A 13,081-nucleotide genomic window follows, 5' to 3' on the forward strand; every position below is an offset into this window, starting at 1 on the left:
GTTATGGGCTCGCTGCGCGAGCCCATAACGACCGTCGATCGCTTCGCGATCGACGGTGCGGCGTTTCACGCCGCAAACACGCTCCGCGTGTTCCGAAATTCGCGCTCCGCGCGAATTTACCGACTCCGCTCCGCTCCGCCGGAAAGACGGCAGGCTAGGGGGTGGGTGTGCATCGGAAGTGATGCACACTGTTAAGTCCCGAAAACCAGGCCACACCCCCTAGATGACGGGGCGTCGGGAGTGGTGGGGGGCGAAGCCGCAGAATCTCGCCGTGGCTCCCATGCGGATACCGCACCCGGACCCCTGGAGGTCCGGGTGGATCGCTTGTGATCGCCAGTAAGCTCAACGGTTCGCACGTGGTGAGCGTACCATTCTCGCCCGATCGAGGGAAGCGTGCCCGTCTCAGTGCATCGCTCAGATGCATCATGTAGAATCCCGAAATAGGCGCTACCCCCGGAGCCCCGCCAGTGGCTGATCGAACCACCGGGTGCGAAGCTCCAACATCGCCTCCATAGACCCGAATTCAGCAGCTCCGGCAGCATACGCTCTCGCCTCAGGGGAGGATTTGATGCACACGGGCCCGAGCACTCTCCGTCCGCATCAAGTGGAAGCGGCAGACGCCGCGGTAAGGGCGTTAGAGCCGAAGCCCGGGAAGTCTTTCCCGCCGAACGGCCTGCGGGCGACGGTGGTGTCCGCGTGCGGTACCGGTAAGACGATCACGGCGGCGCATGCCGCGATGCGCATCGCGCCGTACGGCCGGGTCCTGGTCCTCGTTCCGACGCTGGATCTGCTGTCGCAGACCGTGGCGGCCTGGCAGGCGGAGGGTCGGGACGGGATGGCGGTGGCGGTGTGCTCGCTCTCCGATGACCCGGTGCTGTGGAACGCCGGCGTGCGGGTGACCACCAACCCGATCCAGCTCGCCCTGTGGTTGGCCGGAAAGTCCCACGTGACCGTGTTCGGCACGTACTCCAGCCTGCCGGTGCTCATCGAAGCCCATGAGGGCGCGTACGGCCAGCAGCTCGATCGCTGGGACCTGGTCGTGGTCGATGAGGCCCACCGCACCTCCGGGTCGATGGGCAAGGCGTGGGCTGACGTCCACGACCAGGCGCTGCTGCCCGCGGACCGGCGGCTGTACCTGACGGCTACGCCGAGGATTTGGGAGGCGCGGCCGGCGGTTGAGGTGCGGGAGGGTGTGCGGGAGGCGTTGCCGGAGGAGATGGCGGCGTCCATGGACGATCCTGCGGTGTTCGGGCCGACCGTCTATGAGCTGCCGCTCGCCGAGGCTGTGCGCCTCGAGTTGCTGGCGCAGTTTCAGATCGTGGTCGCCGAGCTGCGGGACCCCGAGCTGGCGGATGGGCAGTTGCGCGGGGAGGAGAAGCGTACGGAGGAGGTGCGGGGGAAGCGGATTGCGGCGTTGCAGACTGCGGTGCTGGAGGCGGCTGCCGAGCACAACCTGAAGACGATGATCACCTTTCATCATCGGACGATGGAGGCCGAAGCGTGGGCGGCTGGCCTGCCGGGCGTGGCCGCGAAGCTGCACGCGCTGGATCCCGGGCGGTACCCGGCGCGGCGGCTGGTGTGGGCGGACTGGCTGCACGGTGAGCACGAAGCGGAGCACCGGCGCGAGGTGCTGCGTCAGTTCGGTGACCGGGTCGACCGGCACGGCCGGCCGGTACGGCAGGCCGTGCTGTCGAACTGCCGCGTCCTCGGCGAAGGCGTCGACGTCCCCGCGGTCGACTCGGTGGCCATCATCGACCCGAAGGGGTCGGTGGTGGATATCGTGCAGGCCATTGGCCGGGCGCTGCGGCAGAAACCGCGTCAGGGGAAAATGGCGACGATCATGGTGCCGGTCTTTCTGGAGCATGGGGAGAGCCCGGAGGAAATGTATGCCTCGGGTTCGTACAGGCCGTTGGTGAATGTGATGCAGGCGTTGCGTGCGCACGATTCCAAGATGGTGGAAATGCTCGCGGTGCCGCAGGATCACACGTCGCCCGTGGGGCCGTCGGAGTCGATCGGCACGGCGCCGGCTGAAGGCGAGGAAGAGGGTCGGCTGCTGCTCCGCTTCTCAGCCCGGCGCTCTCCCGAGGCGATCCGCCGGTTCGTGGACATGCAGGTGATCAACCCCGTGCGGGAGTCGTGGGCGCGCGGGTTCGCCGCGGCGGCCCGCTACGTCGGCGGGCACGGCAACCTGCGGGTGCCGCTGACCTACCGGGAGCCGGGCTCGGGGTACCCGCTGGGGCGGTGGATCTCCGATCAGCGCACGGAGTACGCCGCCGGGCGCCTGGACTATGACGCCGAGGGGCGGGAGCGCAAGCGGCGGTTGAACGAGATCGGCATGGTGTGGTCGGCGCCGGACCTGGCGTGGGAGGAAAACCTCGCCGCCGCCCGAACGTACTTCGCCGAACACGGCACGCTGTGCGCGCCCCAGGGCGCGGCCGCGGCCGGCAAACCGGTTGGGCAGTGGCTGACCAACCTCCGCCGGCCGGGCGGGCTGGGCAAGGACCCGATCAAGGCGGCGCAGCGACGGGCGGACCTGGTGGAGGTCGACCCGGAGTGGAACCCCCGCGAGCTCGGCTGGACGACCGGCTGGCAGCGCAACTACGTCAAGGTCAAGACTTGCCTGGACGGCGGCGCCTCCCTCGAAGAGTTGGCACCGGGCGTCCGCGTCGGCGGCGAAGACGTCGGGCGGTGGCTGAAGCGGCAGCAGGAGGCCTGGGAGGCCCTCAACGCCGAGCAGCAACGCCGGCTGCAGGCGTTGGGCGTGGCAGCCGCCGTACGGCCGCCAGAGGCTCGCACGGCGGCTGTCCGGGGCGGGGCGAGGGCCGCGGGGTTCGAGCGCGGCCTGGCCGCCGCCCGGCAGTACCGCGAACGTGAAGGCACCCTCGAGGGCGTGAGTCGGAAGCACATGGAGGTCGTCGTCGACCCGGCGACGCAAGCTGAGGCGTCTGTGCGGCTGGGGGTATGGCTCTCGAACGTGCGCTCTAGGCGGGACAGCTTGACCCCGGAGCGGGCCGAGGCGCTGAACGAGTTGGGGCTGCGCTGGACGTAACGCGTGTGTCGACCGTCTGGTGAGGGCCGGGGCTTCCCCCGGCCCTCTCGACGTCCGGCGGCCGTTGCGACGTGCTGCTCTCGTGGCAGTAACCCGTCTGGCGGTGTACCGCCCCATGACAGCACGTCGGCTGGGGAGTGCCGGGGAGCGTGCGGCTCAGTCGTCGATGAAGATCTCCACTACGTCGATCTTGTTGTTCCACGTTCCGTTCACACCCTGGATCTCCGAGAGGTTGTCCAGCCCGATCCTCGCCTTAACAGCGAGGCTGGTCTGAGGTCCGGAGTCCCACATCACGGCGAGCGCGGTGGTGTGGTTACCGATGCTGTTGGCCCTGTTCCGGAAGCCGACACTCTCCAGGTTGTGCCGGCCGACGCTTTTGAACTGGACGCGCCGCCCCTCGAATTCCTTGTTGTCCCACAGGCACACGTACCCGCCCACGCAGTCGCCGAAGTCCTTGGTGTGGTAGTCGGAGCCCGGGCGGCCGACGCCTTCGGCGGCCCGATATGCGGCATCGTCGTCGTAGCAGCGGAAACTGGAATCCCCCTGTTCGACGCAGACCTCCGCACCGCCCCAACTTCGCGACAGATCAAGCGTCTTCCCGTCGTACTCGGCCATGGCGGCGTCGGGGTTCGAGGGGCGATCGACCCGGTCCTCGGCCGAGGCAGACGGTGCCAGAAGGGTGATTCCGGCCACGGTGACAGATGTCAGAACGAGCGGGCGTCTCATGTCTTCTTGTTCCTTTTCGCAGAGCGCGGCGGCAATGCCCGCCTCATCGATCTCGGGGAAGGGCGCGGAATCGACCGGGCCGCAGCGGGCGGGCACCACACTACGAATCTCCATGCCCGGCACCAACATGCACGGTGCGCAGGTCCCAGGCGGTAACCGTGCACGCTGCGCAAAGCAGCTGTATCGCCTCGCCGGCCACGAGCAAGGATCCGACGGCTGGCGCAGGGCTCGCGGTCGGCGGATGGCGCCCAGCGGTGGCACCAACCTGGGCGGTGCCGAAGCCGTCTGCGAGCACGCCGTAAAGAGCAGTTCCTCCCGGGCTGCTCCCGCGGAGGTGCGGGCGGGGCACCAGCGGGAGGGCAGCCCCAGCTCGGGGTGCCCGGTGGACGCCCGGTCGATCGACACGGTGCGGCGCTCGGCGTCGAACAGGCACCAGATCCGCCTGCCGGCGGTGATCTGACTCCCGTAGCCAGCTCGGAACGACGCCCGCTCTCAGATACAAAGCCTTCAGGCCTGCCGCGCGGCGACCACGGTCCTGGAAGTAGGCGTACCCGAGGCCGGTGCCGAGGATGTCGCGCAGGCGCCGGCGGCGTGCCGGGCGAGGAGTTGGGCGGTGGCGCCCATGCCGGAGACCACTGTGAGGTTCGCCGCCAGACCCGGGGCACATCAGAGCCTCGACCAGAGCCGGAGCGGTTCAAAGCGGGGCCGTCTGCAAGCTGACGGCCCCTCACGAAAAATCGAGGCCAGGTCCTCGATGATCGATCAGAAGTACTGGAAGTACCAGCCATCGGGGTCGATGAAGCACGGAGTAGTCTCGAATCCCGCTTCTTCGGTAGCACTCCGCTCAAGGGCACACCCGGTGTAACTACTGAAGGGCCCTAGGGTACAAGGGGGTGCACGGCGTCCTTCCCCATGCCCGGGTGCTCACTGGCAGCAGCTGATGCCGAAGTGAGTGCTCCGCCCCCCAGCACGAGACCAGCGGTGATCGCGACGGTGGGGAGAGTGCGTACGAATTTACGCGTCTTCAGATTCCTTTCTGCATCTGCAGAATTCGGGTACCGCCGGTATCCCGTTTTCGCAACAGGCCAGCCGCGAGCCCCGACGTACGGCAAATGACGCTAGCCGCACGTGCTACACAAATCTTGACGAGATCTGATGGAGCCAGCCCGGCATGACCTGACCCCGGAGTCCTCGGGGCTGTCCAGGAGAAACAGGGCCTCAGCTCAAGTCGACGTCGAGGTGGTCGATGTCGGTGACCGTCACTTCCAGGCCGGCCGCGCGGCGGCCGCGGTCCTGGAAGTAGGCGTGCCCGAGGCCGGCGCCGAGAAGGTTCCGCAGCTCCGCTTCGCCGGCGCCGGCGGCGTGCCGGGCGAGCAACTGGGCGGTGATGTCCGCGGGGAGCTGTTCGGTGATGCGGCGCATGCGGGGGTCGTCGGTGGAGCCGGGCGCGGCGGTGAAGCCGAAGCGGGCGCGGGTCTCGACGATGGCGCCGCGCTGGGCGGCCTGCCGTATGGCGCGGGCCCGTACGCGCGGCTGCCAGCTCTTGCGGACCTCGCGTTCCAGAGCGGCGGCCAGGCGCGGGGTGGGCCGCCGGGCCTTCCCGGCCAGGTAGCGCTCGACTTGCCGCTGGGAGCAGCCGAGACGGGCCGCGGCGCGGCGGGTGGAGCCCTGCTCCGCCCGTACGAGGAACCGCATGCGCGCGGTCGGGGAGGCGGGGATGGGGCGGGTGGCGGTGGCCGCCAGGGCGGCCTCGAGGGACTCGCCGATCGTCGCCATGACGGGTTACTCCTGTTCGTCCCGGGTCGGGTCGTCCTTGATGTGGCGGGCCGGGTTGAAGCTCTGCTCGAGCAGCTCGGCGGCCCACCACAGCTCACGCACGCCCTCGAGTTTGGCCATCCCCGGGGAGACGCCGAGGCGGAAGGTGCCGGGGGCCGGCTTGCCCTCGGGTGTGCGGGGCAGCACGTCCAGCGGGGACGGTCCGGGGCTGGGGTAGACGACGCAGTCGGAGAGCACTGCGATCGGGTACAGCCCGTGGCTGGTCATCTTGAGCATCTTGCGGTGCATGTTGATCCGGGCGGTGGCGATGACGGCGGCGCGGATGTCCGGCCGCCAGGTGGGCCGCTGAAGCGCCGGCCACCGCTGGTCGGCCTTGAACTTGGCCTTGCCCTGGGCGCGTTCGCGCAGCTTGCCGATCCCGCCCTTGACGGTCGCCTTGATCGCAGACAGGGCCGCGGTTGCGGCCGGGTCGACGTCCTTGTGGTCGGCCATCGCGTCGACGTACGCGGCTTCGCTCAGGTCCTTGGTGACGCCGAGGTCGGCCATCGTGGCCAGGTAGGCGTCGCGCAGCCGCTCGTACCAGGGGTCCAGGTAGGCGCCGGACTCCGGTCGCAGCCACGCCTCCAGCGGGGCCACGTGGTGGCCGAGTTCGGCGGCGTAGGCGACGGTGGGGGTGGCGTACCAGGCCGGCCCGGTGGGGCGTTCGCCGGTCGGCGTGAACGGGCTGGGTAGGCGGGGGTCCAGCTCGATGTGGGAGAGGTCGACGTACCAGGCTCCGGGGATCTTCTTGTCGAAGCGGGGGCCGTCGGTGTGGAGCGGGGCGGAGAGGCCGACGGTCAGCCGGTTCGCCGCGGCGGCGAAGGCCATGTTGACGTCCAGGCCGATCACGTACGGCAGCCGGGCCTCGGCGTCGGTGACGCCGCCGGGGCGTACCCAGTCGTACGCCTCTTCGTCCAACGCCTGCCCCTCGCCGCGGCCTTGGGCGATGGGGTGCTCGGGTGGGGCCTCCGGCGGCGCCGGGTCCACCGCGGTGGTCAGCGATCCGGTCACCGGGCCGGAAGTCCAGCCGTCGCCGGCGCGCACGGGGCGGGTCGGCGGCCGCAGGGCGGTCATCAGCTCCAGACCGGTCACGGCGGTGGAGCCGCGCGGGGTGAGTACCCGGGCGGCGTAGGTGCCGAGCATGCGCGCCAGTTCGCCCGGCGGCATCTGGTCGGTGCCTGGCCAGGCACGTTCCTCCAGCGCCTCCCACGGCAGAATCGCCAGCTGCACACACCGCCGGCGCCCGCCCTCGGCGGGCCGGTAGATCCGCGGCCAGGGGCCGAAGCCGCGGCGGGTGAGCTTCCACCCGGCCGCTTGGATCTCGCGCACCACGGGGTGTTCTTCCGCCAGCCGCATCCCGTCGTCGAAGCTCCGGTTCTCCAACCGGGACGGCAACCCGAACCGCTCCGCCGCCGCGGCGGTCAGCGCCACCAGCGGGTCGGCGTCCTGTCCGAAGCGGTGCAGCCGCTCGGCGCCGAGCCCCGCGGCAAGCGCCCAGTCGACCAACTCCACGACCGAGCCCGCCGGGCAGGACAGCGCGCGCCCGTCCGTGAGGTGCGCGGCGCCGTCGCCGTCCAGCACCGCCAACGCGCCCGCCGGGAACCGATTCCCCTCCCCCACCGCCGCGGCGGCCGGAGCGGTGCCGCGCTGGCGCATGGCTGGCCGCCGCCGTGACGCAGAGCCCGACGTCGACGACGACGTCGACGTCGGCCTGGCGCTCGCCGCGCTCCCGGCAGTCGGAGGAGTCGTCGTGGTGGAGCGGGGGCGTGCCCAGGTGGGCGGTGGTTCACGGGGCGGGATCAGATCGGGCAGCGCGAGGGCGGCCAGGTCCACCGGGGCACGTTCGGCCTCGATGTCCGCGGCGGGGGGTGGGTAGAGCTCGGCGAGCCGGTCCAACAGCCGGGCGTAAGCGTCGCGTTCGGGCGGCCGCGGTTCCGTGCTGCGCTTGGGGTCGTCGCTCTCCCAGTTCCCCACCGTGGCGCGGCGGACCTGCAGCGCGTCGGCGACGTCCTGCTGTGTCAGGCCGTGCGCTTCGCGCAGCCGCCTGCGCTCCGCCGGCAGCGGCAACACCGGCGAGCGGGCCACCAGCGCGTCAACCGCCTCGAAGAGCTGGCTCGCCCGGTCCTCAGCCACCATGACCTCCCCACCCTTCATGTACGCGGAATGTGCGCTTGAGTGTACTCGTGAAGTTGGAGCCGCGGGTGGTGCATCGGAGAGGCCCGTGGGCGTTCTGGCCCGGGCGGGCGGTGGTGGCTGCCAGCATGGAGGGGGTGAACACGGCAGGCCGTGACACGGTTTCCGGGCGCGCCTACACCCGTACGCGGGTGCGGGGGTTCGCGCCCTGGTCGCCGCGGCCGGCCACGCAGCGGCTGATCGAGCAGACCCGGGCCGTGCTGGCGGAGTACCGCGACTTCCTGCCGATGACCGCACGCCAGGTGTTCTACCGCCTGGTCGGCGCCCACGGCTTCCCCAAGGGAGGAACGGGCGTATGACCGGCTGCAGGAGATGCTCACGAGGGCGAGTACGCCAAGGACGACCTTGAACCGATCTCTGGCACGGGGCCGCGCGGCCGTCGCCCGGGCCCCGCCGGCCGGGCGCGCGGCGCCCCGAGCGGCCCTGACGGGGCCGGCCCGGCGGGGTCGTTCCCGGAATGCCGCCAAGCCGGCGCCAACCCGTTCGATAGTGCCGGCCAAATCGCCCGACCGATGCTGAACACACGGAGAGCATCGGTAAAGAGACGTCGGCAGGACGGGGTCGGAGAGGCTCATCCGGAAGCTCGTGCTTCCAGATATGGGGACGGCGCTCGGTCCCGGATGCCGCCTCCTGTGGTTCGGTGGTGGACGGGGGAGCTGCCCGCGATCCCGGTGCCCTGCGCGAGCCGTCACTCACGGAAGGCCGAGCGTGGAAGCCATCGAAGTGCCGGTTCTGAATCGTCGGCGGCGGCGGGTGCGGCCTGGCCGCCTCCGTCTTCCCGTCCGACCAGGGTGTGGAGCACCTGCTGGTCGAGCGGCACACGGACACGTCGAGGGTGCCGCGCGCCCACTACCGGAACCAGCGCACCATGGACGTCTTCCGGCAGCACGTACTCGTGGACTTCGTCCAGGAGTACGCGGCGGCGGTGGAGATGTTCGGCAGGGTGCGCTGGCAGGCCTCGCTCACCGGCGACGGGCCGCTGGACGCCCAGGTCATCCATGAGATGGACGCCTTCGGCGGCGGCGCGCTGACCGACGTGTACGCGGAGCACGGTCCGGTCCCGGTCGACCGCCGCACGTCGGTGTTCGCCACCTACGTCGACTCCTCCCCGATCGGCAACGATGTGCGCGCCCGGCGGCGGAGATCCTCAACATTCACCGCTCCGAGTGTCAGGCGCACGACCTGGAGGTGGGCTTCGCGTACGAGGACGGCGCGCTCGTCCCCGACGGCACCGGGCCCCCGTCCCGCGCGGCCCTGGGCAACACCTGCCACCCCGCCACCCGGCCCGGGCACATGCTCCCGCACGCCTGGATCGAGCGGGACGGCGAGCGGCTGTCCACCCACGACCTGGTCGGCCGCGCCGGCGGCTTCGTGCTGATCACCGGCCCGGAGGGGAAGGCGTGGTGCGACACGGCGGCCGAGGCCGCCGAGAAGCTCTCGGTCCCCCTCACCACGGCCCGCATCGGCGACGGCGCCGAGTACGCCGCCGCCGACGGCCGGTGGGCGACCGTCCGCGAGATCACCGACGAGGGCGCCGTCCCGGTACGCCCCGACCACCACGTGGCCTGGCGGAGCACGACCGCCGGCAACGACCCGGGTGCCGCGCTGGACGACGCGTTCGCACATCCTCGCCCGGGGCTAGCGCGACCGCATAGCACCGCACGCCTGCGCCCGTGACGACGCCGGCAACGACGCCGCCACCACACGGCAAACAGCACGACAGGCAGGAGAGGCTCCGGGACACGAACCCCCCGGACGCCGCCGCCCCCTCGCGCCCCCGCCGCCCGCAGGAGCGCCGGCTCGGCCCCACGTCACATTCCCCCCGCCGTCCCCGTCAAGTGGGTGGGGGACGTATGTCCGTCACACGTGACAAGGAGAAGATCGTGGCAACACAGAGCGCAAACTCTGCTGCCGGGCCCCACCCGGGAGCGGGCGGAGTGACGGAGGCCGACCCCAAGCGGTGGCTCATCCTCCTCGTCATCTGCGTCGCCCAGCTCATGGTGGTTCTCGACACGACCATCATGAACCTCGCGCTGCCGTCGGCGCAGGAGGACCTGGAGTTCTCGATCGCGAACCGGCAGTGGGTCGTGACCGCGTACGCGCTGGCGTTCGGCAGCCTGCTGCTCTTCTGCGGCCGGCTGGTCCTCCTCTTCGGCCTCAAGCGGACCTTCATCGTCGGCCTGGTCGGCTTCGCCGGCGCCTCCGCCATCGGCGGCGCCGCGACGAGCTTCGAGATGCTGGTCGGCGCCCGCGTCGGCCAGGGCGTCTTCGCCGCCCTGCTGGCGCCGGCCACGCTGACGCTGCTGAGCACGACCTTCACCGACCCCAAGGAGAAGGGCAAGGCGTTCGGCGCCTTCGGCGCGGTCTCGGCCAGCGGCGCCGGCCTGGGCCTGATCATCGGCGGCGCGCTCACCTCCGGCCTCTCCTGGCGCTGGTGCATGTACGTGAACCTGCTCTTCGTCGCCGTCGCGCTGATCGGCACGGGGCTGCCGCTCGGCCGCAACGGCGGGTCCCGGGGTCCGCGTGTCCGGCTCGACATCCCGGGCGTCGTGCTGGTGTCGAGCGCGATGTTCTGCGTCGTCTACGGCTTCTCCAACGCCGCGAACGAGGACTGGAGCACCCCCGAGACCTGGGGCTTCCTCGTCGCCGGCGTCGCGCTGCTGATCACCTTCGCCGGCTGGCAGGCGCGCGCGGCGCACCCGCTGCTGCCGCCGCGCGTCGTCCTCGACCGCAACCGCGGCGGGGCGTACCTGACGATGCTGCTCATCGGCGGCGGCGCCTTCGGCTTCTTCCTCTTCGTCATCTACTACATGCAGACCACGCTGGAATACTCGGCGCTCACCTCGGGCGTCGCGCTGCTGCCGATGGTCGTGTTCATCGCCGTGGCGGTGAACTTCGGCAACATCAAGATCATGCCGAAGTACGGCCCCAAGCCGCTGGTCATCGCGGGCATGGCGTTCAGCGCCGTCGGCACCGCCTGGCTGACCAACATGGAGGTCGACTCCTCCTACGTCTCCGCACTCCTCGGCCCGATCATGATCTTCGGCTTCGGCATGGGCTGCCTCTTCGCCGCGGCGCTGCAGACCGGCATCACCGGCGTACAGCCGCAGGACGCGGGCATCGCCTCGGCGAGCTACCAGGTCGGCCAGCAGCTCGGCGGCTCGATCGGCACCGCGCTGCTCAACACCATCGCGGCCAGCGCCGTCACCGACTACGTGACGGAACACGCCCAGGGGCCGCCGACCGAGGAACTCCTCCAACTCGCCGCGGTCGACAGCTACGTCACCGTGTTCTGGTGGTGCGCGGGCCTGTTCGCCGTGGGCGCCGTCGTCTGCGGCCTGCTGATCCGCTCCGGCCCGCTGCCCGCGCCCGCGTACGGGGCGCAGCCCGCGGACGAGACGGACAAGGCGAACTCCTGACCCGACGGCAGGCAGCGACGCCACGTCGACGCGCCACCCGGCCAGGCCGCGTATCCGGGCGGACGGTTGCCCCCCACCGCCCGGCCGACGGCACTGACCTGGGCCGGGGCTCCGGAGGCCAAGTGAACGCCAAGTCGTTGGTATGCGGTGGCCAAGTGGGGTGCCGGATGCTGGACGGGCGTCTGGGGACGGCACATTCACCGTTGTGGTTCGCGCAACGGCGCTGGTTGGGCTGGGGGGCCTTGTGAGCCGGAATCCGATGCACGAACGCGGTCTGTATCTGGGGGTGCTTGCGCAGCGTGCTGCTGTCAGGCATGGGTCGGTGCTGCTGACTCTGGATCATGATCTGGATGTGTTGCCGGAGGCGGGTCGTCGGATCACGGTCAACGAGTTGGCGCATCACGTCGTGGATCTGGCGGGTCGGCTGGCGGCGGCGGGGGTGCGGGCCGGGGATCATCTGGTGGTCTACAAGCGGCCGAACTTCGATTCGTGGTTGCTGGGGACGGCTGCGGCCCGGGTGGGTGCGGTGCGGTGATGCTGTCGCCGGCGTTGGATGCGCCGACGGTGGCGGCGCTGATGCGGCGTTTGGGCCGGCCTCATCTGCTGACGGATGCGGCGAAGCCGGGCCTGCTGGCGGGTGAGGATCCGGCGGTGCCGGCGGATCGGGTGATCACGGTGGCGGAGCCGGGCGACTCCGGTGCCGGCATGTCTGCCGGTGCTGGTGCCGGCGGTGGTGTGGTGTCGTTGGCGGATCTGGTGGGTTCGCCGGGTGTGAAGCCCGTGTTCGCGGGGTTGGACGAGCCGGCGATGATCACGCATACGTCGGGGACGACGGGGCTGCCGAAGCTGGTGGTGCATACGGCGCGGACGATGCGGACGCGGTTGCGTCCGCAGTTGTTCATGCTGGGGGTGATGCCGCGGCGGGAGTCGGTGGCGATCAGTATCCCGTTCGTGCATTCGCGGTTGTTCGCGGCGATGGCGCTGGTGCTGATGAAGGGCATGCCGACGATCCTGGTGAACAGGCATGATCCGCAGGACGTGGCGCAGTTCTTCGTCAAGAACCGCCCCGGTCTGATCGAGGCGCTGCCCCACTCGTTCCTGGCGTGGGAGGGGCTGGTCAACGACCCGCGGAAGCCTTTTGCGTCGGTGAAGTACTTCTCCTCCACTTTCGATGCGATCCACCCGCGTACGGTGCGGCGGCTGCTGGACTCCTCGCGGCGGCGTGCGCCGCAGTTCTTCCAGATCTACGGGCAGTCGGAGGTGGGTCCGGCGGTGGGCCGGCCGTACTACCGCCGGCATGCGCGGGAGATGGACGGCAGGTGTGTGGGTTTCGCGTTGCCGGGCAGCGCGAAGGTGCGGGTCGTCTCCCAGAACGGGCAGCAGGTCTCCGAGAGCAATCCGGGGTTCATCGAGGTCCGGTGGGACGGTATCGCCAAGGCGTACCACGGTGAGCAGGACCGTTACGACGAGAACGTGCACGACGGCTGGTGGCGTACCGGCGATGTCGGCTACCGCACCCGTAAGGGCTGTCTGCACATGCTGGACCGGGAGATCGACACCATTCCGGGTGTCGGTTCCAGTCTGGAGATCGAGGACACCGTCCTGGACCGTCTGGAGGAGCTGGTCGAGCTGGTCGTCGTTCAGGGTCCGGACGCCAGCGCGGTGCCGATCGTGTGCACCCGTGAGGACAAGCCGATCGACACCGGCCGCTGGCGGCAGGCCACGGGTGACTGGCCCCAGCTCGCCGAGCCCGTCCAGATCCCCATGGCCGAACTCCCGCGCACCGCCACCCTCAAGACCCGCCGCGTCGAACTGTCCCGCATCCTCCACGACAAACTCCAAGAACAACCCTGAGAGGACGCCGCCGACATCCGGCGGC

8 protein-coding genes and 2 pseudogenes are annotated in these 13,081 nt (G+C 70.5%); 7 read left to right on the plus strand and 3 right to left on the minus strand.

Going from position 1 to position 13,081, the window contains the following annotated elements:
* Nucleotides 1-568 precede the first annotated feature (568 nt).
* Nucleotides 569-3,049 carry a DEAD/DEAH box helicase gene (locus O7599_RS00005; protein WP_281619957.1) on the plus strand — a complete coding sequence of 827 codons (2,481 nt, stop codon included), beginning with the start codon at nucleotides 569-571 and terminating at the stop codon, nucleotides 3,047-3,049.
* 156 nt (nucleotides 3,050-3,205) lie between these two features.
* Here the strand turns inward: O7599_RS00005 and O7599_RS00010 are convergent, their stop codons facing one another.
* Nucleotides 3,206-3,889 carry a peptidase inhibitor family I36 protein gene (locus tag O7599_RS00010; protein WP_281619958.1) on the minus strand — a complete coding sequence of 228 codons (684 nt, stop codon included), beginning with the start codon at nucleotides 3,887-3,889 and terminating at the stop codon, nucleotides 3,206-3,208.
* 127 nt (nucleotides 3,890-4,016) lie between these two features.
* Here O7599_RS00010 and O7599_RS00015 point away from each other — a divergent pair, with 127 nt between their 5' ends.
* The gene (locus tag O7599_RS00015; protein ID WP_281619959.1) at nucleotides 4,017-4,235 is read left to right on the plus strand and encodes a hypothetical protein; all 219 of its coding nucleotides are present in this window, start codon (nucleotides 4,017-4,019) and stop codon (nucleotides 4,233-4,235) included.
* 758 nt (nucleotides 4,236-4,993) lie between these two features.
* On the opposite strand, the gene O7599_RS00020 is transcribed toward O7599_RS00015, so the two are convergent.
* Together O7599_RS00020 and O7599_RS00025 are read right to left on the minus strand one after the other, a co-directional pair.
* Entirely contained in the window at nucleotides 4,994-5,551 is a 558-nt protein-coding gene (locus O7599_RS00020; protein ID WP_281619960.1) for an XRE family transcriptional regulator, read from the minus strand.
* A 6-nt stretch (nucleotides 5,552-5,557) separates the two neighbouring features.
* On the minus strand, nucleotides 5,558-7,726 hold the full coding sequence (locus tag O7599_RS00025) for a helix-turn-helix transcriptional regulator (protein ID WP_281619961.1): 2,169 nt from the start codon (nucleotides 7,724-7,726) through the stop codon (nucleotides 5,558-5,560).
* A 134-nt stretch (nucleotides 7,727-7,860) separates the two neighbouring features.
* On the opposite strand from O7599_RS00025, the gene O7599_RS00030 reads away from it, so the two are divergent.
* From O7599_RS00030 to O7599_RS00050, 5 genes and pseudogenes are all read left to right on the plus strand, one after another.
* On the plus strand, nucleotides 7,861-8,082 hold the full coding sequence (locus O7599_RS00030; protein WP_281619962.1) for a hypothetical protein: 222 nt from the start codon (nucleotides 7,861-7,863) through the stop codon (nucleotides 8,080-8,082).
* Between the two features lie 494 nt (nucleotides 8,083-8,576).
* A pseudogene (locus O7599_RS00035) lies at nucleotides 8,577-8,696 on the plus strand (FAD-dependent monooxygenase); the annotation flags it as partial.
* Nucleotides 8,697-8,971: 275 nt separating this feature from the next.
* Nucleotides 8,972-9,460, plus strand: a complete 489-nt coding sequence (locus O7599_RS00040; protein ID WP_281623674.1) for a hypothetical protein — start codon at nucleotides 8,972-8,974, stop codon at nucleotides 9,458-9,460.
* A 176-nt stretch (nucleotides 9,461-9,636) separates the two neighbouring features.
* The gene (locus O7599_RS00045) at nucleotides 9,637-11,202 is read left to right on the plus strand and encodes an MFS transporter (RefSeq protein WP_281619963.1); all 1,566 of its coding nucleotides are present in this window, start codon (nucleotides 9,637-9,639) and stop codon (nucleotides 11,200-11,202) included.
* Between the two features lie 259 nt (nucleotides 11,203-11,461).
* A pseudogene (locus O7599_RS00050) lies at nucleotides 11,462-13,056 on the plus strand (AMP-binding protein).
* The last annotated feature ends 25 nt before the right edge of the window (nucleotides 13,057-13,081 follow it).

Source organism: Streptomyces sp. WMMC500 (assembly GCF_027497195.1).
Classification (GTDB): Bacteria; Actinomycetota; Actinomycetes; order Streptomycetales; family Streptomycetaceae; genus Streptomyces.

What these genes read in the sequence shown, in the direction of transcription:
- O7599_RS00005 (WP_281619957.1), top strand. Translation starts at nt 569, where the DNA reads ATGCACACGGGCCCGAGCACTCTCCGTCCGCATCAAGTGGAAGCGGCA.
- O7599_RS00010 (WP_281619958.1), bottom strand. Translation starts at nt 3,889, where the DNA reads ATGGAGATTCGTAGTGTGGTGCCCGCCCGCTGCGGCCCGGTCGATTCC.
- O7599_RS00015 (WP_281619959.1), top strand. Translation starts at nt 4,017, where the DNA reads ATGGCGCCCAGCGGTGGCACCAACCTGGGCGGTGCCGAAGCCGTCTGC.
- O7599_RS00020 (WP_281619960.1), bottom strand. Translation starts at nt 5,551, where the DNA reads ATGGCGACGATCGGCGAGTCCCTCGAGGCCGCCCTGGCGGCCACCGCC.
- O7599_RS00025 (WP_281619961.1), bottom strand. Translation starts at nt 7,726, where the DNA reads ATGGTGGCTGAGGACCGGGCGAGCCAGCTCTTCGAGGCGGTTGACGCG.
- O7599_RS00045 (WP_281619963.1), top strand. Translation starts at nt 9,637, where the DNA reads ATGTCCGTCACACGTGACAAGGAGAAGATCGTGGCAACACAGAGCGCA.